Genomic DNA, 20,016 nt, shown 5'->3' on the forward strand with positions numbered 1-20,016 from the left:
TCAAGCTACAACATCCGCTCCAGGCCGACCATGCTGCTGAGCCATGAATTGAAATGCTGCCACCAACTTCCCGGTTCTTTGGTCAATGTGTGCGGCTTGCCGTCATCTTCGGTGACCCAGACGATCTGACCCTTTTCCAGCCGGGCCTGATAGCTGAGGGGCGGTGCCATACCCTCCAGTGCCAGTTCGCGCACCCGTCCGGCGAGCTGCGGGTTGTCCACCAGCACCCCGACTTCGGTGTTCCACAGTACCGAGCGCGGGTCGAAATTGAACGAGCCGATGAAGGCTTTCTGTTGGTCGAAAATCATCGCCTTGCTGTGCAGGCTGGAATCGGAACTACGGTAGGCCCCGCTGTGAAACAGGCGCGGTCCGCTGCCGCCGTCACCGTTGTCGCCGGGCTGACGGCGTAATTCGAACAGCTGCACACCATGATCCAGCAAGGCTTTTCGATAAGGCGCGTAACCCCCGTGCGTGGCCGGTACATCGGTGGCTTCCAGTGAATTGGTCAGCAAGCGGACCGACACGCCGGCATCGGCGCGACCGGTCAGGTACACCAGCCCCGGTTGGCCGGGCACCATGTAGGCCGAGACCATGATCAGCTCCTTGCTGACCCCATTGAGTTCGGGCGCCAACTGGGTGGTCAGCAGCAAGTGCGGGTCCGGTTCGCCGTCGGCCAGCACCTTGCTCGGTGCGTCCCACAGCGCCTGGTTCCAGGCCCAGATCAACTCCCGGCGCCAGATGTCCAGGCGCGGGTGAGTGGTGTAGGTCATCAACTGCTGATAGAGCGCGTGATTCTGTTTGCGCGTTTCCTCCAGGGATTCGTCCAGGCGAGTCCGGGTGTTTTTCAGATCCCTGGCTGTCGGCTTGCTCGAGAGAAACTGCTCGATCGGCTTGCTCAGAGCGCTGTTCCAGTACTGATCGAAGCTATGCCCCAACTGCTCCGCAACCGGGCCGACACTGAGCATATCGATATCGGTGAAATTCATTTTGGGCTCGGCATCGAAATACTCGTCCCCCAGGTTGCGCCCGCCAACGATCGCCGCGCTGTTGTCCGCCACCCACAGTTTGTTGTGCATGCGGCGATGTTGCTGCGACAGGTTGAACAGCCGGCCCATCGTTCGGGTAACGACGGTGCTGCGGCCCAGGTGCAGCGGATTGAACACACGGATCTGAATCTTCGGATGTGCGGCGAGGGTCGCGATGATCCGGTCCAGACCATCGCTGGTGGTGTCGTCGAGCAGAATCCGCACCCGCACTCCACGGTCGGCGGCCTTGAGCAGTTCGTTCACCAATATCCGCGTGCTGATGCCGTCGTGGACGATGTAGTACTGCAAATCAAGGCTGCTTTGGGCGTTGCGAATCAGCTCGGCCCGCGCGGTGAAGGCCTCGGCGCTATCGGAGAGCAAGCGAAAGCCCGATTGACCCTCATGGGGGGCAGCCTGGGCCTGGATCGAACGGCCGAATGCCGAATCCGTCGCTGGCAGGGCCTGACTCGACTCGCGAACGGTATCAAGGCTGGTGCAACTGCCGAGCAGCAAGGCGAGCAACAAAGCGAAGGGCCGGACCGGGATGAGTATCAAGGCAGGATTTCTCGCGTCGGAGTCGACCGAAGTATGGCACGGCATTGGGACCTCACATGTGGTGACCTGACGCCGGTTGATCGGCTCCCTCGCCGAAGGAACCGAAAGAACTACAGATGCTGTCGCGGACGCCCAATTGATATAGCGACTTCTCCTACATAAAAGACCTACAGAAAGCGGAATGATCTCCGGGTATTCGACGTGTCGGAAGACGGCCGTAATTTTCCGCTGCATCCGACGTGTTGGTGTTCTCAACCATTCACAGGTAAGTGTTTATGAAGAAGCTTTTTTTGATGGGCGCCTTAGCGGCAACCATCGCTCCATTCGCCGCTCAAGCGGCAAGTGTCGACCTGAGCGTCAGCGGTACGGTCATTCCGACGTCCTGCATTCCTGCTTTCGCAGGTGGCAGCAACATCGATCTGGGGCGGATCTATTCCTCGACGTTGAGCGCGACAACCCAAAACGATCTGCCGCCGCGAGACATCACTTTGAAAATCGCATGCGATGCACCGGCAGCGGTGGAGATTGCGGTCACGGATAATCGTGGTGGTACCAAGGTGCCGGGCCTCACGTTCAATAACCGCTCCGGTGATCACCTTTACTATGGCCTCGGTAGCACGAACGGCGTCGGCATTGGCGGCTTCGGCCTGCTGACCGGCCAGCCCCTGACCGATGGCACCCCACAGACTTTTCTGGTGCGCTCTCCGGCCAATCCGGTATGGCGAGTTCCGGTCAGCGGTCTGATGTCCAACGCCCCGGTTTCCTATTCCTGGGGGCCTGGCGCAGCAGCCGGCCCTGCCGCCGCACGTCTGCATGTCTTTCCGATGAAAGTGGCTGTGGCTATTCGTCCGACCTCCGAACTGCCCGCCACCACCGACGACTTCCCGCTCGACGGTTCGGTGACGTTCGACGTGTTCTACCTCTGAGCCGACGCGGCATAAAGTGCTGTTGATGGATTGACGGGCAGATCGCTATCGGCCGTTTCCTATCGCGTCATCGGGCATCGACAGGCATGGCGTTCGCCGTGCGGGTCGATGCCTTCTGGAGAATTTCATGTGTCCCCCTAAACCTTCGCAGGCGCTCGGCGCCGTTGCGGCGCTGTGCCTGTCATTTTTCAGTGCGCTTGTGATGGCGGCTGGCATGGTGCCGCAAACCCCTGTCGTGATAGTCGATGAGGCATTGGGCGAAGCGACCCTCAATGTCAAAAACTCCGACGAACAACCGGCATTGCTCTACAGCACGATCGAACACATTGCCGAGGATGACGAGCCGCTGTTGCTGCTGACTCCGCCCGTGGCGCGGGTTGAGCCTGGGCAGAGCCAACAGGTCAGGTTCATCTTGCGCAGCGCCAAACCCTTGGAAACCGAACGCCTCAAGCGGGTGGTGTTCGAGGGGATCAAGCCCCGCCAAGGCACCGACGGTGCGCGGCTCAGCCTGGGCGTGCGGCAGAACATTCCGGTGATCCTGCGTCCGGCCAACCTGGCGGTGGAGCGCATGCCCTGGAAACATTTGCTCTGGAGTGTTGTTGGCGAACAGGTGCAGGTGAGCAATCCCGGTCCGTATGTGGTGCGGCTCGCCAGATCGGTGAGTGTGATCCCCGGCGGCGCGATGCTGGATCTCGGACGCACCTACATCTTGCCTGGCGAAGTGCTGACACTCGCCGCCGCGTCGACGTTGGGCACTCATGTGCGGATTTTTCCCGCGACGACTTATGGGTTCGCGGTCGACAGCCATGATGCGCCGTTGAGTCGTCGGTAATGAGTCGCCGCAAGACTTGGTATGGCGACTCACGTTGCTGGCTCGGTAGTCTGGTTCTGGTGATTGATGCGACAGGAAAAACCTGGGGCGAAACGCCGATCGAATTCGATCGCTCGGTGCTTGAGGCCCGGGGTATCGACCCGCAAGTCGCCGAGCATTTTCGCGATTCGCCGCGTTTTCAGGCCGGCCGTACGCGAGTCCTCTTGCAGGTCAACGGTTCGTCTGTGGGGCAGGTGCTGGCCACCTTCGATGGTGAAGGCCAGTTATGCCTTGATGCGAACCTGCTCGATCATGCCGGTATCGCTGCGCCGCCAGGGTTACCCGACAGTGCTGACGACAAGGCGTGTTTACGAGCATCCGAAGGGTTGGCCGCAGGGCAAGTGCGACTCGCTCCAGGCCAACAGCAAGTGACGCTTTTGGTCCCTACTGATCAGTTGCTCACGCAGCCCCGGCAGCAGCGAAACTGGGCATCAGGTGGCGTGGCTGGCGTCTTGAACTATGACGCGCTGATGGTTTCCAGCTCAGGCGCGGACGCCTCCAGGCAGTATCGCAACCTGGGAACGGAACTGGGATTCAATGCCGGAGACTGGGTGGTGCGCAGTCGCCAGAATTACACCGCGTTTGACGGGGTGACGCGGTTCGAGACGTTGTACACCCAGGCATCGCGAACCTGGGAGCGTTATCAGGCCAACGTACAACTTGGCCAGCTCAATATGCATTCGTCGCTGTTTGCCGGTGAGCCCTTTACCGGCATTCAGGTCCTGCCGGAAACAGCGTTCGCCTTGCGCAGTCAGGAGGGCCTCGGTGTCGGAACGGCAGTCGAAGGGATGGCTTACTCACCGTCGCGGATAGAAGTGCGCCAAAGTGGTGTCGTGATTTACACCACACTGGTTCCCGCAGGGCCATTCACCTTGCGTGATCTTCCTCTACTCAGCCTTCAACTGGACCTTGAGGTCACGGTCATCGAAGACAGCGGCGAACAGCGCCATTTCCGGGTGCCGGCAGCCCATGTGCGTCCGCCGAGTGGGAGGACCCCACCGGGCTTCGCCATCGCTGCGGGCCAGGTACGGCGGTTCACCCATGACGAACGCGAGACACCCTCGTTTTTTGCCGCCAGCAAGGATTGGCAGTGGGGCTCCGATTCGTTATTGACCGCCGGTTGGATGGGGAGCAGCGCCTACCAGTCATTGGGCTTGGGGCTGCAACAAGCATTGACGCGCGACTCGGTGGTGAGCATTCAGCAGTTGAGTTCGCGTACAGCGTCAGCGGGGCAGGGCCAAAGCCTGCAGGCGACGTTCAGTACTTCGTTGGGCTCCGGTGTGTCCGCCAGCCTGACCGCCGCTCAGCGCAATAACGGCTTTCGGACCTTGGCGGACACGGGGCCGGAACCTCCGAGCGATGACCCTTATGGCCGGGCAGAACGCCATTGGGGGACTTCTTTCAATTATTCAGATCGGCGTTGGGGCGCGTTCAACGGTTCGATGACCCGCTATGCCATGGCCGGTAGCCAGGATCGGTCACGGATCAGTGCGTCATGGTCTCGGGAATTCGGTGGCGTCAATCTGTCGCTGAATGTGCAGCGCGAACGGGGTGACGATGATCGCGGTACGGGCGTTTACGCCACCCTTGGCTTTCCCCTCGGGCGAAACCGTAGCCTGAGGGTCTACGGTCGACAGGATGGCCAGCAGGGGATGCGCACCGGCGCACGTTACAACGAACAAGTCAGCGAGACCTCGAGCTACAGCATCAATGCCGAACGTGCCGATACCGGCCAGACAAATCTCGACGGGCGAATCAGCCTGTTGCCTCGTTACACCAGTGTCGACCTCGGCTACTCGCGCAACAGTGTTGGCACCCGCAGCTATGACCTCGCGCTGCGCGGCGGTGTGGCCGTTCATGAAAATGGACTCACACCATCACCCTATGCGCTGCGCGATACCTTCGGCCTGCTGAAGGTCGGCTCCGATGCCGGGGTAAAAGTCAGCACGCCTCAGGGGCCGGTCTGGACCGATGGCGCCGGGAGGGCGGTAGCGGCCAGCCTGCCGGCATACCAGAGCAGCCGTCTGGAAGTGGACACCGTCAGCCTGCCGCGCAATGTCGAGGTGCTCAATGGTTTTCAGGAAATCGAAGCCGGGCGCGGTGCGGTGCCTCGACTCGACTTCAAACTGAGCAGCGCCCGCCGGCTGATGTTGCATGTGCGCACCGAGGCCGGGCAGTGGGTGCCCAAGGGGGGCTCGGTGTACGACAGCGATGGCGTATACCTGACCAGTGTGGTCGAGGCCGGTCTGGTGTACCTCGACGATGCCCCCGAGTGGCTTGGGCTGCAATTGACGTTGCCCGACGATCGTCGCTGCCTGCTTGAGTTCGACACCCGCCAGCTCCCCGAAACCACCGCGCCTTATCAGGCCGCCGAAGTGACCTGTCGGGCGGGTGATAGTTGATCCAGAGGATGTTCATGAAAGATGTTGTCAGGTTACTGCTGCTGGCATTGTGGCCGGTTGCGCTACCGAGTCATGCGCAGGCGGATTGCACGATGCAGCTCAATCCCATGGTGCTGGATTTCGGTTCGCAGACCCGTGATGGCTTGCAGGCGTCGAATGGGGGCACGGCGCTGAGCTTCGGCAGTCGGCGGATGCACTTGAACGTGCAATGCAGTGAGCCGCAACCGATGGGGCTGCGGTTCGAGGCGCCGGCGGTCGACGCGCAGCACTATCGGTTCGGGCCGGGCATTCTGCAGATGCGTCTGGTTGCTGCACGACTCGATGGCCAGGCAGTCAACTGGCTTAGAGAATCCGATGGCGCGCAAAACGTAGCGCTGCTGAGGCCGGGTGATCGCATCCGACCCAGGCTCGACGGTCAGCCTCTGGCTGGCCAGCATTGGCGCCTGGAGCTGGACATCGAAACCCTCCTGTCCCCACAAGCGACACGCGTTCGTGACATAACGCCGTTCCAGGCGTTGGGGCGATTTCAGCTGGACTGATCGTTCAGCCTTCAGCCAGCAATCTGATCGCTGCCGCACCGACCTTGCGCACCGCTTCTTCGATCTGCGGGGTGATTTTGGCTGCGTAGTTCATCCGCAGGCAATTGCGGTATTTGCCCGAGGCGGAAAAGATACTGCCGACGGCAATCTGTACGCCTTGGTCATGCAGCGCGCGATTGAGTTTCAGGGTGTCGAAGCCCTCTGGCAGTTCGACCCACAGCATGAAGCTGCCTTGCGGGCGGCTGGCTCGGGTGCCGGCGGGGAAATAGCGGCTGACCCAATCGATCATCGCGTCGCGATTGCGCTGGTATTGCGTACGCATCCGCCGCAAATGCGGTTCGAAATGCCCAGCCTTGAGAAATTCGGCAATCGCAATCTGCGGTTGCGGCGCGGTGGAGCCCGTGCTGATGTACTTCATGTGCAGCACCCGTTCCAGATAACGACCCGGCGCGACCCAGCCAATGCGCAGGCCCGGTGCCAGGGTTTTGGAAAATGAGCTGCAAAGCAGGACGCGACCGTCTTCATCGAAGGACTTGATCGTGCGCGGACGCGGGTAGGTGTAGGCCAGTTCGCCATACACATCGTCCTCGATGATCGCCACGTCGAAGCGCTGTGCGAGCGTCAACAACGCACGTTTGCGCGACTCCGGCATGATGTAGCCCAGCGGGTTGTTGCAGTTGGGGGTCAACTGTATGGCTTTGATCGGCCATTGCTCCAACGCCAGTTCCAAAGCCTCGAGGCTGATGCCGGTGATCGGGTCGGTGGGGATTTCCAGGGCTTTCATGCCCAAGCCCTTGAGCGTCTGCATGGCACCGTGAAAGCTCGGCGAATCTACCGCCACGATGTCGCCGGGCTCGCAAATGGCCCGGATGCTGGTGGACAGCGCTTCGTGGCAACCGGTAGTGATCACCAGATCGTTGGCGCTCAACTGGCACCCGGAATCGAGCAACAGGCGAGCGATCTGCTCGCGCAATTCGAGGGTGCCGTAGATGTTGTCGTAATACAGACCGGGCATGTCCTGCCGCCGGCTGATTCGCGCCAGGTTGCGCAGCAGCGGTTTCATGGTCGGCGTGGTGATGTCCGGCATGCCGCGACCCAGTTGCACGACATCCTTGCGCGGCACGGCGCGAATCAGTTCCAGCACTTGATCCCACTGCGAAATATCCACCGGTCGTTGGGCTGGCCGGCCAACCACGGGCAGCTCCGGCAGTTCGCGACTCACTGGCACGAAGTAGCCGGACTTGGGTTTGGGCATCGCCAGACCCACGTCTTCGAGCACTCGATAGGCCTGTTGCACCGTGCTCAGGCTGACCCCGTGTTCGACACTCAGCGCTCGCACCGAGGGCAACCGGTCGCCGGGACGATAGAAGCCCTGTTCGATACGCGTGCCGAGCAATTCGGCGAGGTTGACGTAGAGGGTCATGGCGCAGTCTCGGTGTGGGTGATTCGGTTAACCAGTACAGATGGGGCAAAAATATGTAATTCAGAGGCTGAAACGGAAAATCTGTATGGATTTAATACGGCATCGTTGAATCTGTAATGCATTTCGCCGTCCGCGCATCATGAAAGCTCTGGCTACCCAAGTAAACAGGAGCGACAAAAATGAACGGCTTGAGCGATGTGCGGCTGACGTTACACAGTCAGGAACTGGCGGCAGGGCAAAAGAACGGCGCGCGCGAGGCAGTCATGCGCAACGCACCGTCCTGCCTGGGTCGTTGGGGGCTGTTCTGGCATCGTCTGCACACACGCGAGGCGTTGCTGGAGCTGACGCCGGAGCAACTCAAGGATATCGGGTTGAGTCGGGAGCAGGCACGGGACGAGGGGCTTAAGCCTTTTTGGCGGATCTGAATTATTGCGACGGTCTATAGATCCATTCGCGGGCAAGCCTCGCTCCTACAGGGGCTACGCTTGACCCTGTAGGAGCGAGGCTTGCCCGCGAAAACGTCGACACAGACGCCGAAAATCTTTCAGACCAACTCCTTCATCCGATGCCACAACATCCCCAACGCCAACAATGGCGAACGCAAATGCTTGCCACCCGGGAAGGTGATATGCGGCACCTTGGCAAACAGATCGAACCCTCTGCTCTGCTGACCACTGATAGCCTCAGCCAACAACTTGCCCGCCAGGTGCGTGGCATTCACGCCATGGCCGGAATAGGCCTGGGCGTAATACACATTTGACTGGTCCTTGAGCCGACCGATCTGCGGCAGGCGATTGGCGCCGATGCCGATCATCCCACCCCATTGATAGTCGATTTTCACCCCGGCCAGTTGCGGGAACACCGCCAGCATCTTCGGTCGCATGTACGCGGCGATGTCTTTCGGGTCGCGTCCCGAATAATGACAGGCGCCGCCGAACAGCAAGCGTCGGTCCGCCGAGAGTCGGTAATAATCCAGCGCCACCCGTTGATCGCAGACCGCCATGTTTTGCGGCAGCAAGGCATGAGCCTGTTCCTCGCTCAAGGGTTCGGTGGCGATGATGTAACTGCCGGCGGGCAGCACTTTGCCGCTGAGCAGCGGGTTGAGATCGTTGAGGTAGGCGTTGCAGCCCAGTACCAGCGTCTTGGCGCGAACCGAACCCTGGGCGGTGTGGACCTTGACCTCGGGGCCGTAATCGATGCGGGTCACGGCCGATTGTTCGAACAGCTTCGCGCCCAATTGCCGGGCGGCGGCCGCTTCGCCCAGTGCCAGGTTCAATGGATGCAGATGCCCGGAGCCCATGTCGATCAAGCCGCCGACATAGCGATCGGAGCCCACCACGCTGTGCATTTCATTGGCTTGCAGCAGACGGGTTTCGTAACGGTAACCGAGGCTGCGCAGCTCGATGGCGTCTTCGGCGAAGCCTTCCAGATCGTGAGCCTTGTTGGCGAGGTCGCAGTAGCCCCAGGTCAGGTCGCAAGGGATCTGAAAACGCTCAATCCGCCGTCGGACGATTTCCACCGCCTCCAGCCCCATCAATTTCATCTGGCGCACACCCTCGACGCCAATCACGTTGGCGAACTGATCGAGGCCATGGCCGACGCCGCGAATCAATTGCCCGCCATTGCGTCCGCTGGCGCCCCAACCGATTTTGTGCGCTTCCAGCAGCACCACGTTGAAGCCACGTTCGGCCAGTTCGAGCGCGGTGTTCAGCCCCGAAAACCCGCCGCCCACCACGCACACATCCGCGATCAGCTCACCCGTGAGCACCGCAAGATCGGGTTGCGGCAGGCTGCTGGCGGCGTAATAAGAGGCCGCGTGCGAGTGGCTCGGGGCACGTTGCTGAATGGGGGCGTTCATGTGCGTCATCCAGGAGGCTTGTGTTTGAAAAAGTTGACGGAGCATAAGCTGCCGCTTCGGACGTGAGCAACACCGGTCGGTTGGCGCTGTCTGGATCGGGGGTTTTGCGTCAGAATCCCGGTCTATTCCGCATTCGGTCACCGCTTCGATGAGCTGCAACAGTCAGAAAATTCGCACTTTGCGTCAGCAGATTCCCACCTTCGAGTGCGTACCCGGCTGCCATGACTGTTGTGGGCCGGTGACCACCTCGCCCGAAGAAATGTCCCGTCTGCCTCGCAAGAGCCGGGCCGAGCAGGACGCGGCGATGGATGAACTCAATTGCGTCCATCTAGGCCCCAACGGCTGCACCGTGTATGACGAGCGCCCCCTGATCTGTCGACTGTTCGGTACCACCAAGACCCTGCCGTGCCCCAACGGGCGGCGGCCGGTGGAGCTGATTCATCCTCGGGTCGAGAAGCAGATTCATGAGTACATGGCCAGCACCCGGCAGGTGTTGGTTTAAAAACAGCGTTACTTCAGCGGGGACCGAGTTGCTTCAATCGCGAGCAGGCTCGCTCCCACAAGGACACCGCTGTACCTGTGGGAGCGAGCCTGCTCGCGATAGCGGTCGCTCAGACAACCCTTCCCTTGTGGCTGAACCTTCAATCCGGAATCGGCAGACTCAAGCTCTCTTTCACTTCTTCCATCACGATGTAACTCTTGGATTCGCGCACATGCGGCAGCTTGAGCAGGATGTCGCCCAGCAGCTTGCGGTACGAGGCCATCTCGGAAATCCGTGCTTTCACCAGGTAATCGAAATCCCCTGACACCAAATGGCATTCCAAAACGTGGGGCAGTTTCAGCACCGCGCGTCGGAACTCTTCGAAAGTATCGCCGGATTTATAGTCGAGACTGATCTCGACGAACACCAGCAGGCTACCCTTCAGGTGCTGCGGATTCAGGCGAGCGTTGTAGCTCATGATGATCCCTTCGCGCTCCAGTCGCCGTACCCGTTCAGTGCAGGGCGTGGTGGAGAGGCCGACCTTTTCCCCCAGCTCGGTGAAAGAGATGCGCCCGTCCGCTTGCAGGATCCGCAAAATGTTGCGGTCGATCTTGTCCAGCTCACGTTTGGTCTGAGTGTTGGTTCGCATAGGGGATGCGCCTCCGTGAAAAGGGTTTTTGCCGAGAATTGTCGCCAAATATAAGCACTTATATAGTGAAAAACACTGGCTAATCTTTTTTAAACTGCCCACATCTTCGGTCTGCACAATAAACGTCAGCGGTAAGCCGCGATGAGGGAAATGAAAATGCGCGTTCTGGTCTTGGGTAGCGGCGTCATCGGTACCGCCAGTGCCTATTATCTGGCACGGGCCGGCTTTGAAGTGACGGTCGTCGATCGTCAGCCAGCACCGGCCATGGAAACCAGTTTCGCCAACGCCGGGCAGGTTTCGCCGGGTTATGCCTCGCCGTGGGCCGCGCCGGGCGTGCCGCTCAAAGCCATCAAGTGGCTGTTGCAGCGTCACGCGCCGCTGGCGATCAAGGCCACCGCCAACATCGACCAATACCTGTGGATGGCGCAAATGCTGCGCAACTGCACCGCCAGCCGTTACGCGGTGAACAAGGAGCGCATGGTGCGTCTGTCCGAGTACAGCCGCGACTGCCTCGACGAATTGCGTGCGGAAACGGGTATTGCCTACGAAGGCCGCAGCCTGGGGACTACCCAGCTGTTCCGCACCCAGGCGCAGCTCGATGGCGCCGCCAAAGACATCGCCGTGCTGAAAGAGTCCGGTGTGCCGTTCGAACTGCTCGACCGCGCGGGCATTGCCCGGGTCGAACCGGCCCTGGCCAGTGTCACCGACATCCTCGCCGGTGCCTTGCGCCTGCCGAACGACCAGACCGGCGACTGCCAGATCTTCACCACCCGCCTGGCCGAGATGGCCACGAAACTGGGTGTGGAATTCCGTTTCGGCCAGGACATTCAGCGCCTCGACTTCGCCGGTGATCGCATCAACGGCGTATGGATCGACGGCAAGCTGGAAACCGCCGACCGTTACGTGCTGGCGCTGGGCAGCTACTCACCGCAACTGCTCAAGCCGCTGGGCATCAGGGCTCCGGTGTATCCGCTCAAGGGTTACTCGCTGACCGTGCCGATCATCAACCCGGCGATGGCTCCGACGTCGACCATTCTCGACGAGACCTACAAGGTCGCGATCACCCGTTTCGACAACCGCATCCGCGTCGGTGGCATGGCGGAAATCGCCGGTTTTGACCTGTCGTTGAACCCGCGTCGACGCGAAACCCTGGAGATGATCGTCAACGACCTTTATCCTCAGGGCGGCGATCTGGCCCAGGCGAGTTTCTGGACCGGCCTGCGTCCGACTACCCCGGACGGTACGCCGATTGTCGGTGCCACGCCGTTCAAAAACCTGTTCTTGAACACCGGCCATGGCACGCTCGGCTGGACCATGGCTTGTGGTTCCGGTCGTTTGCTGGCCGACCTGATGGCGAAGAAAACACCGCAGATCAGTGCCGAAGGCCTCGATATTTCCCGTTATGGCAACAAACTTCAGGAGTCCGCAAAACATGTCAATCCAGCGCCAGCTCACCAATGAGCGCATGAGCCAGATCGTTGTCCACAACAGTACGGTGTATCTGGCAGGGCAGGTCGGCGATGACATGAGTGCCGGGATTGAACAGCAGACCCGTGAAACCCTCGCCAATATCGAGCGTTTGCTGGATCTGGCCGGGACCGACAAGAGCCGTCTGCTGTCGGTGACGATTTACCTGAAAGACATCGACGCACACTTTGAAGGCATGAATTCGGTGTGGGACCAGTGGCTGCCAAAAGGCGTTGCACCGGCCCGCGCGACGGTCGAATCGAAGCTGTGCGAACCGCAAATCCTGGTCGAGCTGTCGGTTGTCGCCGCGCTGCCGTAAAGCCAAGCCAGAAAGATCCCTCTCCCGGCGCTGTTGGCGGTTCACGCTGTCAGCCAGCGCCGGTTTTTTATTCCAATGACCGACTAGAAGTCTGCCGCCATGCGTCCAGCCCGTGCCCTGATCGACCTTCAAGCCCTGCGTCACAACTACCGGATTGCCCGTGAAGTCACGGGTGCCCGTGCCCTCGCGGTGATCAAGGCCGATGCCTATGGCCATGGCGCGGTACGCTGCGCCCAGGCGCTGGAAGCCGAGGCGGACGGGTTTGCCGTGGCGTGCATCGAAGAAGCGTTGGAGCTGCGCGCCGCCGGCATTCGAGCGCCGGTGTTGTTGCTGGAAGGTTTTTTTGAAGCCGAAGAACTGTCGCTGATCGTTGAACATGACTTCTGGTGCGTGGTGCATTCGCTGTGGCAGCTCGAAGCCATCGAAAAAGCCGCGCTGAGCAAACCGATCACGGTCTGGCTCAAGCTCGACTCGGGCATGCATCGGGTTGGCCTGCACCCGGCGGATTACCAGGCGGCCTATCAACGGCTGCTGGCCAGCGGCAAAGTGGCGAAGATCGTGCTGATGAGCCACTTCGCTCGCGCCGATGAACTGCACTGCCAGACCAGCGCCGAGCAGGTCGCGGTGTTCGAGGCGGCGCGTCAGGGTTTGTCGGCCGAAATCAGTCTGCGTAACTCGCCGGCGGTGCTCGGTTGGCCACAGATTCCAAGTGATTGGGTGCGCCCGGGCATCATGCTCTACGGTGCGACGCCTTTCGAAGAGGCCAATGCCGTGGCGTCCCGCCTGCAACCGGTGATGACCCTGGAATCGAAAGTGATTTGCGTGCGTGAACTGCCGGCCGGCGAGCCGATTGGTTACGGCGCGAAATTCGTCACCCCCAAACCGATGCGCGTGGGCGTGGTGGCGATGGGTTATGCCGACGGCTATCCACGTCAGGCACCGACCGGCACGCCGGTGCTGGTGGCCGGGCAGCGTAGTCAGTTACTGGGCCGGGTATCGATGGACATGCTCTGTGTCGACCTGACCGACGTGCCGCAAGCCGGGCTCGGTTCGCCCGTCGAGTTGTGGGGCAAAAATATCCTCGCCAGTGACGTCGCGACGGCCGCAGACACGATTCCTTACCAGATCTTCTGCAACCTGCGTCGGGTGCCGCTGCTCTATTCCGGGGGCTGAACAATAGCGTTCCCGACCGAAAGTCGTTTCGCCAAACAGGATTCCGGCCCAAGTGTTGTAAATACTGAACGCTGTCGCCATGATAACGCTCATTATTCCTGCAACCTGAATCCCTGGAGGCTCCAGCATTGGACGTCGGTGAACGACTGCAATCGATCCGTAAGCTCAAAGGTCTTTCCCAGCGTGAACTCGCCAAACGTGCGGGCGTCACCAACAGCACCATTTCGATGATCGAGAAGAACAGCGTCAGCCCCTCGATCAGTTCGCTGAGGAAGGTACTGGGCGGGATTCCCATGTCCATGGTCGAGTTTTTTTCCGAAGAAATCCTGGAGGAAAAACCGACTCAGATCGTCTACAAAGCCAACGAACTGATCGATATTTCCGATGGTGCAGTGACCATGAAACTCGTCGGCCGGGCTCACCCGAGCCGGGCTATTGCGTTCCTCAACGAAATCTACCCGCCAGGCGCCGACACCGGTGAGGAGATGCTCACCCATGAGGGCGAAGAAACCGGGATTCTGGTGGAAGGTCGGCTGGAACTGGTGGTCGGTCTCGAAACATTTGTGCTCGAAGCCGGCGACAGCTACTACTTTGAAAGTACCAAGCCGCACCGTTTCCGTAATCCGTTCGATGCTCCGGCGCGACTAATCAGCGCAGCCACTCCAGCGAATTTCTAAGAGAAGAGGCGTCCTGCCCGGATTGCGGAGACGCCCATGCTGTATTTCCGTCCCACGATAAGACCCCTTCGACTTTGGGGTTGTTTCAGTGTGGCGGGCTTACCGCTATACTTGCGCCCGCCTGCGAACCGTGGCCGTGGGCGTGACTAGCCACCATTGAGGGTGTACGCGTGAACCTAATTATGAAAATGCTGGCCGCACCAGCAACCGTATTGGCCCTTTGGGCAGTCAGCGCACAAGCAGCGACCAACGACGATATTGCTAAACGTCTTGAACCCGTCGGCCAGGTTTGTGTGCAGGGTAAAGAGTGCAAGGGGATGGAAGTCGCTGCTTCGGTTGGTGGCGGTGCAGCAAAAACTCCCGACGAAATCATTGCCAAACACTGCAATGCTTGTCATGGCACCGGCCTGTTGGGCGCACCCAAAATCGGTGATGCCGCAGACTGGAAAAAACGCGCCGATAAAGAAGGCGGCACCGCTGCTGGCTTGGCGAAGGTAGCATTGAGCGGGCTCAATGCGATGCCGCCAAAAGGCACCTGCAGTGACTGCGAACTGAAAGACCTTGAAGGCGCCATCCAGAAGATGTCTGGCCTGAAATAAGCATGCCTTCAACGAAAAGCCGCTTTCGAGCGGCTTTTTTGTACCCGCGATTTGCTCTGCGACACTGTTCATTGCCGCAAATCCCCGGCAAGCTCGATCCAACCCCAATTCATGGAATGGGCGGGAGGAGCAGATGGTGCAGTTGTGTTCTATCGAGCAGGCGGTCGATGACGTATTGGCACGATTGCCGGCGCATATCCACATGGGCCTGCCGCTGGGGCTGGGCAAACCCAACCATTTCGTCAACGCGCTGTATCGACGCGTCGCGCAACTCCCCGAGCGGCAACTGACGGTCTATACCGCCCTGTGCCTCGGCCGCCCGCCATTGGGCGATGGTTTGCAAAAACGCTTCCTCGAACCCTTCATCGAGCGGGTGTTCGGCGATTATCCGGAGCTGGATTTCCTCGCCGACCTGCATCGCGACAGCCTGCCGGGCAACATCCACATTCATCAATTTTTCATGCAGCCAGGCAGCCTGCTTAACAGCGCACCGGCCCAGCAGGATTACATCAGCAGCAATTACAGCCACGCCGCGCGCGACATCAATGCCGCCGGCCTGAACCTGGTGGCGCAACTGGTGGCCAGCCATGCCGAGCACCCTGATCGCCTGAGTCTGAGCTGCAACCCGGACATCACCCTCGACCTGTTTCCGATGATCGCCAAACGCCGGGCGGCGGGGGAAACGATCCTGCTGGTGGGGCAGGTGCACAACGATTTGCCGTACATGCCCGGCGATGCGGAAATCGGCATCGACAGCTTCGACCTGCTGATCGACGAGAAGGACAGCACCACGCTGTTCTCCACGCCGAACATGCCGGTGGGTTTCCAGGATCATTTCATCGGGCTGCACGCCAGCACGCTGGTGCGCGATGGCGGCACCTTGCAGATCGGCATCGGCGCCATGGGCGATGCCCTGACGGCGGCGTTGCTGGCGCGGCAAGCTGACAGTGACGGTTACAAGGCCGTGCTGGCGGATCTGAATCTCAGCCAGTGGGCGCAACTGATTGAGCGCGAAGGCGGCATCGAACCGTTCGCCAAGGGCCTTTACGGTTGCAGCGAAATGTTCGTCAACGGTTTGCTGGTGTTGGCGGATGCCGGGATCGTGCGGCGCAAGGTTTACCCGGACGCGCCGACCCAGCAGCAGGCGAATGACGGGACACTGGACGAGGCCGCACAGACTGACGGCATCTCGGTGCATGGCGGTTTTTTTCTCGGGCCGCGCAGTTTTTACCAGCGCCTGCGCGAGCTACCGCACAACAAGCTGCTTGAATTCAACATGACCCGCATCAGCTACATCAACGAGCTCTACGGTCAGGAAGAACTCAAACGCTTGCAGCGCCTCGATGCACGCTTCATCAATACCGTCTTCACCATGACCTTGATGGGCGCCGGGGTGGCCGATCAGTTAGAGGATGGACGGGTGCTCAGCGGTGTCGGCGGGCAGTACAACTTCGTGGCCCAGGGGCATGCTCTGGAGGGTGCGCGTTCGATCCTGCTGCTACGCAGTTGGCGCGAGTCGGGCGGTGAGGTCAGTTCGAATATCGTCTGGGAATACGGCCACTGCACGATCCCGCGGCACCTGCGAGACATCGTTGTCACCGAGTACGGCATCGCCGATTTGCGGGGCAAGACCGACGCGGCAGTGATCGAGGCATTGCTCAATATCAGCGACTCACGTTTCCAGCCGGGGCTGATCGAGCAGGCGCAGAGCGTTGGCAAATTGCCGAAGCATTTTCGCCTCGATCCGCGTTTCGCCGACAACAGCCCACAGCGTTTGCGGGCCATCCAGGCACGGCATTCGAATTTGTTTCCGGAGTATCCACTGGGCTGCGATTTCACCGCTGAGGAGCGGGACTTATTGCGGGCGCTGAACTGGCTGAAGAGCAAGTTCAAGCTCACGGAGATTCTGGAGCTGGGCAAGGCTGCGCTGGATGCACCAGAGCCTTCGGAATTTCCCATGCACCTGGAGCGGATGCAGCTGACCCACCCCGAAGGATTGAAAGAGGACTTGTTTCAGCGGCTACTGCTCACTGGCCTGAAGGCCACCGCGCGGTAACAGCCAACCGAAATCAACTGTGGGAGCGAGCCTGCTCGCGATGGCGGTGTAACAGCCAACAATGAAGTTGAATGTTATGGCCTCATCGCGAGCAGGCTCGCTCCCACAGGGAATGTGCGGTGTAGCTTTAGTCGATAAAGGTCACGACACCGCCAGCCAGCGACTGAACGCGAGCCAACGATTCCACGCGATAACCCTGGGCATCCAGTTCCGCACGGCCACCCTGAAACGACTTCTCGATCACGATGCCCAAACCTGCAACGGTCGCGCCGGCCTGTTTGATGATCGAAATCAGCGCTTGCGACGCCTTACCGTTGGCCAAAAAGTCGTCGATGATCAGTACGCGGTCGCTGCTGGTCAGGTGACGCGGGGAGATCGCCACGGTGCTTTCGGTTTGCTTGGTGAACGAGTACACGGTCGCCGACAGCAGGTTTTCAGTCAGGGTCAAAGACTGATGCTTGCGGGCGAAAATCACCGGCACGCCGAGGTTCAGGCCGGTCATGATCGCCGGGGCAATGCCCGAGGCTTCGATCGTGACAATCTTGGTGATGCCTGAATCCTTGAACAGCGTGGCGAATTCGTCGCCGATCAGCTTCATCAGGGCCGGGTCGATCTGGTGGTTCAGAAAGGCGTCGACTTTCAGAACCTGGTCGGAAAGCACGATGCCTTCTTCGCGAATTTTCTTGTGCAGTGCTTCCATGAAGCTTTCCTCTACTGGCGCTATGTGCGCCTAAGCTCGTGAATACTTTCGGTTGAAAAAGCAGCCGGTTAAAAAATAGGCAATTCTAGCGCTTTAACATCGCGCGTATATCCGCCAATGCGGAGTTGCCGCGAACGGCTTTGACTTCGGTCGGGGTGTCGTCATTGCCTTCCCAGGCCAGATCGTCCGGCGGCAGTTCATCGAGGAAACGGCTGGGCGCGCAGTCGATGATCTCACCATATTGCTTGCGCTTGGCGGCGAAGGTGAAGGCTAAAGTCTGACGCGCCCGGGTAATCCCGACGTAGGCCAGGCGACGCTCCTCTTCGATGGTGTCGGCTTCGATGCTGGAGCGGTGCGGGAGGATTTCCTCCTCCATGCCCATGATGAACACGTAGGGAAATTCCAGACCCTTGGAGGCGTGCAAGGTCATCATCTGCACGCCTTCGGCGCCGTCTTCCTCTTCCTGCTGACGCTCCAGCATGTCGCGCAGCACGAGTTTGCCGATGGCGTCTTCGACGGTCATCTCGCCTTCTTCGTCTTTCTCCAGCGTGTTCTTCAGCGCTTCGATCAGGAACCAGACGTTACCCATGCGGTAATCGGCGGCCTTGTCGCTGGAGCTGTTAGTGCGCAGCCAGTTCTCGTAGTCGATGTCCATGACCATGCTACGCAAGGCCGAGATCGGGTCTTCGCCGGCGCACTGCTCGCGGACCTTGTCCATGAAACGCTTGAAGCGCGACAGGCGATCGGTGAAGCGCGTGTCCAGATGCTCGCCCAGGCCGATTTCGTCGGTGGCGGCGTACATCGAGATTTTTCGCTCGGTGGCGTAGTTGCCCAGCTTCTCCAGCGTGGTCGAACCGATCTCCCTGCGTGGGACGTTGATCACCCGCAGGAAGGCGTTGTCGTCGTCCGGGTTCACGATCAGGCGGAAGTAGGCCATCAGGTCTTTCACTTCCTGACGTCCGAAAAAGCTGTTGCCGCCGGACAGACGATACGGAACCTGATGATGCTGCAGCTTCAGCTCGATGAGCTTGGCCTGGTAGTTGCCGCGATAGAGGATCGCGAAATCGCTGTAGGGGCGGTCGGTGCGCAAGTGCAGGCTGAGAATTTCCACCGCCACGCGCTCGGCTTCGGCGTCTTCGTTGCGGCAACGGATCACGCGGATTTCGTCGCCGTGACCCATTTCGCTCCACAGCTGCTTTTCGAATTCGTGCGGGTTGTTGGAAATCAGCACGTTGGCGCAGCGCAGGATGCGGCTGGTGGAGCGGTAGTTTTGCTCGAGCATCACCACTTTCAGGGACGGGTAATCGTCCTTGAGCAGCATCAGGTTTTCCGGACGGGCGCCACGCCAGGCGTAGATCGATTGGTCATCGTCGCCCACCACGGTGAACTGGTTGCGTTTGCCGATCAGCAGTTTCACCAGCAAATACTGGCTGGCGTTGGTGTCCTGGTATTCGTCCACCAGCAAGTAGCGGACCTTGTTCTGCCATTTTTCCAGGATGTCGTCGTGTTCCTGGAACAGTTTTACCGGCAGCAGGATCAGGTCGTCGAAGTCCACCGCGTTGAACGCCTTGAGCGTGCGCTGGTAGTGGGTGTAGACGATGGCGGCGGTCTGCTCCTTGGGATTGCGGGCGTTTTCCAGGGCTTCGGGCGGCAGGATCAGGTCATTTTTCCACGAGCCGATCATGTTCTTGATCTCGTCGACGCCGTCGTCGCCCGAGTATTCCTTCTGCATGATGTCGGTCATCAGGGCTTTGACGTCGGTCTCGTCGAAGATCGAGAAGCCCGGTTTGTAGCCCAGCCGCACGTGTTCCTTGCGGATGATGTTCAGGCCCAGGTTGTGGAAGGTGCAAACCGTCAGGCCGCGACCTTCACCGCCCTTGAGCAGGGTGCCGACCCGTTCTTTCATCTCCCGCGCGGCCTTGTTGGTAAAGGTCATGGCGACGATGTACTGGGCGCGGATGCCGCAGCTCTGGATCAGGTGCGCAATTTTGCGGGTGATCACGCTGGTCTTGCCGGAGCCTGCGCCGGCGAGCACCAAAAGAGGGCCGCCGACGTAGCTCACGGCTTCTTGCTGCCGGGGATTGAGTCGGGACATACGAAATCAGGGAGTCGTTAGCGAAATGGGCCGGCATTTTAACAGGCTCAGCGAATTGTGCTGCTCTCTCCGACTTGTGACGTAACACGCTATCTCTATTTGCCGGTTTTGATACTTTCACGCAGGATGTGTGGTGAATTTGCGTCTAACGTTCGTATTCAAGATACAAAAGCCGTGTTTGATAACCGGTGTCATTTGGTC

At 60.0% G+C, this 20,016-nt stretch carries 18 protein-coding genes; 12 read left to right on the plus strand and 6 right to left on the minus strand.

Annotation, left to right across the window (positions count from 1 at the left end; genetic code table 11):
- Positions 1-5: 5 nt before the first annotated feature.
- A complete protein-coding gene (locus tag KGB14_RS26845) occupies positions 6-1,625 on the minus strand; it encodes a phospholipase D family protein (RefSeq protein ID WP_223490394.1) in 1,620 nt (539 codons plus the stop codon).
- 230 nt (positions 1,626-1,855) lie between these two features.
- On the opposite strand from KGB14_RS26845, the gene KGB14_RS26850 reads away from it, so the two are divergent.
- The 4 genes from KGB14_RS26850 to KGB14_RS26865 all read left to right on the plus strand — a co-directional run bounded on the left by KGB14_RS26850 (position 1,856) and on the right by KGB14_RS26865 (position 6,318).
- A complete protein-coding gene (locus KGB14_RS26850; protein ID WP_223490396.1) occupies positions 1,856-2,506 on the plus strand; it encodes a DUF1120 domain-containing protein in 651 nt (216 codons plus the stop codon).
- A 127-nt stretch (positions 2,507-2,633) separates the two neighbouring features.
- Positions 2,634-3,338: a fimbria/pilus chaperone family protein gene (locus KGB14_RS26855; RefSeq protein WP_223490398.1), complete on the plus strand. Its 705-nt coding sequence runs from the start codon at positions 2,634-2,636 to the stop codon at positions 3,336-3,338.
- Entirely contained in the window at positions 3,338-5,779 is a 2,442-nt protein-coding gene (locus tag KGB14_RS26860) for a fimbria/pilus outer membrane usher protein (RefSeq protein WP_223490407.1), read from the plus strand. The genes KGB14_RS26855 and KGB14_RS26860 overlap by 1 nt, the downstream gene beginning before the upstream one ends.
- A 14-nt stretch (positions 5,780-5,793) precedes the next feature.
- Positions 5,794-6,318, plus strand: coding sequence for a hypothetical protein (locus tag KGB14_RS26865; RefSeq protein WP_223490409.1), 525 nt, complete (start codon positions 5,794-5,796; stop codon positions 6,316-6,318).
- A gap of 4 nt (positions 6,319-6,322) precedes the next feature.
- Here the strand turns inward: KGB14_RS26865 and KGB14_RS26870 are convergent, their stop codons facing one another.
- Positions 6,323-7,741, minus strand: coding sequence for a PLP-dependent aminotransferase family protein (locus tag KGB14_RS26870; protein ID WP_223490411.1), 1,419 nt, complete (start codon positions 7,739-7,741; stop codon positions 6,323-6,325).
- Between the two features lie 179 nt (positions 7,742-7,920).
- Between KGB14_RS26870 and KGB14_RS26875 the strand changes: the two genes are divergently transcribed.
- Positions 7,921-8,166 (plus strand): DUF1127 domain-containing protein, encoded by a 246-nt coding sequence (locus KGB14_RS26875; protein WP_223490413.1) that lies wholly within the window; start codon positions 7,921-7,923, stop codon positions 8,164-8,166.
- Between the two features lie 119 nt (positions 8,167-8,285).
- Here the strand turns inward: KGB14_RS26875 and KGB14_RS26880 are convergent, their stop codons facing one another.
- The gene (locus KGB14_RS26880) at positions 8,286-9,599 is read right to left on the minus strand and encodes an NAD(P)/FAD-dependent oxidoreductase (RefSeq protein WP_223490415.1); all 1,314 of its coding nucleotides are present in this window, start codon (positions 9,597-9,599) and stop codon (positions 8,286-8,288) included.
- 148 nt (positions 9,600-9,747) lie between these two features.
- Between KGB14_RS26880 and KGB14_RS26885 the strand changes: the two genes are divergently transcribed.
- Positions 9,748-10,101, plus strand: a complete 354-nt coding sequence (locus KGB14_RS26885; RefSeq protein WP_223490417.1) for a YkgJ family cysteine cluster protein — start codon at positions 9,748-9,750, stop codon at positions 10,099-10,101.
- A 139-nt stretch (positions 10,102-10,240) separates the two neighbouring features.
- On the opposite strand, the gene KGB14_RS26890 is transcribed toward KGB14_RS26885, so the two are convergent.
- Positions 10,241-10,729, minus strand: a complete 489-nt coding sequence (locus tag KGB14_RS26890) for an Lrp/AsnC ligand binding domain-containing protein (protein ID WP_123403812.1) — start codon at positions 10,727-10,729, stop codon at positions 10,241-10,243.
- A gap of 156 nt (positions 10,730-10,885) precedes the next feature.
- Between KGB14_RS26890 and dadA the strand changes: the two genes are divergently transcribed.
- The 6 genes from dadA (at position 10,886) to KGB14_RS26920 (ending at position 17,020) form a co-directional block, all read left to right on the plus strand.
- Positions 10,886-12,190 carry a D-amino acid dehydrogenase gene (gene dadA / locus KGB14_RS26895; protein ID WP_223490419.1) on the plus strand — a complete coding sequence of 435 codons (1,305 nt, stop codon included), beginning with the start codon at positions 10,886-10,888 and terminating at the stop codon, positions 12,188-12,190.
- On the plus strand, positions 12,162-12,515 hold the full coding sequence (locus KGB14_RS26900; protein WP_030132425.1) for a RidA family protein: 354 nt from the start codon (positions 12,162-12,164) through the stop codon (positions 12,513-12,515). Before dadA ends, KGB14_RS26900 begins: the two co-directional genes overlap by 29 nt.
- Positions 12,516-12,614: 99 nt before the next feature.
- Entirely contained in the window at positions 12,615-13,688 is a 1,074-nt protein-coding gene (alr, locus tag KGB14_RS26905; protein ID WP_223490421.1) for an alanine racemase, read from the plus strand.
- 128 nt (positions 13,689-13,816) lie between these two features.
- The gene (locus KGB14_RS26910) at positions 13,817-14,365 is read left to right on the plus strand and encodes a cupin domain-containing protein (RefSeq protein WP_223490423.1); all 549 of its coding nucleotides are present in this window, start codon (positions 13,817-13,819) and stop codon (positions 14,363-14,365) included.
- Positions 14,366-14,535: 170 nt separating this feature from the next.
- Positions 14,536-14,964, plus strand: a complete 429-nt coding sequence (locus KGB14_RS26915; RefSeq protein ID WP_007934643.1) for a c-type cytochrome — start codon at positions 14,536-14,538, stop codon at positions 14,962-14,964.
- Between the two features lie 133 nt (positions 14,965-15,097).
- Positions 15,098-17,020 carry an acetyl-CoA hydrolase/transferase C-terminal domain-containing protein gene (locus KGB14_RS26920; RefSeq protein WP_223490425.1) on the plus strand — a complete coding sequence of 641 codons (1,923 nt, stop codon included), beginning with the start codon at positions 15,098-15,100 and terminating at the stop codon, positions 17,018-17,020.
- Positions 17,021-17,147: 127 nt separating this feature from the next.
- Here KGB14_RS26920 and KGB14_RS26925 read toward each other — a convergent pair whose 3' ends face one another.
- Both KGB14_RS26925 and rep read right to left on the minus strand, forming a co-directional pair.
- On the minus strand, positions 17,148-17,720 hold the full coding sequence (locus tag KGB14_RS26925) for a xanthine phosphoribosyltransferase (protein WP_223490427.1): 573 nt from the start codon (positions 17,718-17,720) through the stop codon (positions 17,148-17,150).
- 85 nt (positions 17,721-17,805) lie between these two features.
- Entirely contained in the window at positions 17,806-19,815 is a 2,010-nt protein-coding gene (gene rep, locus KGB14_RS26930; RefSeq protein WP_030132421.1) for a DNA helicase Rep, read from the minus strand.
- Positions 19,816-20,016 lie beyond the last annotated feature (201 nt).

Source organism: Pseudomonas sp. A-RE-19 (assembly GCF_019956555.1).
Classification (GTDB): Bacteria; Pseudomonadota; Gammaproteobacteria; order Pseudomonadales; family Pseudomonadaceae; genus Aquipseudomonas.

What these genes read in the sequence shown, in the direction of transcription:
- KGB14_RS26845 (WP_223490394.1), bottom strand. Translation starts at nt 1,625, where the DNA reads ATGCCGTGCCATACTTCGGTCGACTCCGACGCGAGAAATCCTGCCTTG.
- KGB14_RS26850 (WP_223490396.1), top strand. Translation starts at nt 1,856, where the DNA reads ATGAAGAAGCTTTTTTTGATGGGCGCCTTAGCGGCAACCATCGCTCCA.
- KGB14_RS26855 (WP_223490398.1), top strand. Translation starts at nt 2,634, where the DNA reads ATGTGTCCCCCTAAACCTTCGCAGGCGCTCGGCGCCGTTGCGGCGCTG.
- KGB14_RS26860 (WP_223490407.1), top strand. Translation starts at nt 3,338, where the DNA reads ATGAGTCGCCGCAAGACTTGGTATGGCGACTCACGTTGCTGGCTCGGT.
- KGB14_RS26865 (WP_223490409.1), top strand. Translation starts at nt 5,794, where the DNA reads ATGAAAGATGTTGTCAGGTTACTGCTGCTGGCATTGTGGCCGGTTGCG.
- KGB14_RS26870 (WP_223490411.1), bottom strand. Translation starts at nt 7,741, where the DNA reads ATGACCCTCTACGTCAACCTCGCCGAATTGCTCGGCACGCGTATCGAA.
- KGB14_RS26875 (WP_223490413.1), top strand. Translation starts at nt 7,921, where the DNA reads ATGAACGGCTTGAGCGATGTGCGGCTGACGTTACACAGTCAGGAACTG.
- KGB14_RS26880 (WP_223490415.1), bottom strand. Translation starts at nt 9,599, where the DNA reads ATGAACGCCCCCATTCAGCAACGTGCCCCGAGCCACTCGCACGCGGCC.
- KGB14_RS26885 (WP_223490417.1), top strand. Translation starts at nt 9,748, where the DNA reads ATGAGCTGCAACAGTCAGAAAATTCGCACTTTGCGTCAGCAGATTCCC.
- KGB14_RS26890 (WP_123403812.1), bottom strand. Translation starts at nt 10,729, where the DNA reads ATGCGAACCAACACTCAGACCAAACGTGAGCTGGACAAGATCGACCGC.
- dadA (WP_223490419.1), top strand. Translation starts at nt 10,886, where the DNA reads ATGCGCGTTCTGGTCTTGGGTAGCGGCGTCATCGGTACCGCCAGTGCC.
- KGB14_RS26900 (WP_030132425.1), top strand. Translation starts at nt 12,162, where the DNA reads ATGTCAATCCAGCGCCAGCTCACCAATGAGCGCATGAGCCAGATCGTT.
- alr (WP_223490421.1), top strand. Translation starts at nt 12,615, where the DNA reads ATGCGTCCAGCCCGTGCCCTGATCGACCTTCAAGCCCTGCGTCACAAC.
- KGB14_RS26920 (WP_223490425.1), top strand. Translation starts at nt 15,098, where the DNA reads ATGGTGCAGTTGTGTTCTATCGAGCAGGCGGTCGATGACGTATTGGCA.
- KGB14_RS26925 (WP_223490427.1), bottom strand. Translation starts at nt 17,720, where the DNA reads ATGGAAGCACTGCACAAGAAAATTCGCGAAGAAGGCATCGTGCTTTCC.
- rep (WP_030132421.1), bottom strand. Translation starts at nt 19,815, where the DNA reads ATGTCCCGACTCAATCCCCGGCAGCAAGAAGCCGTGAGCTACGTCGGC.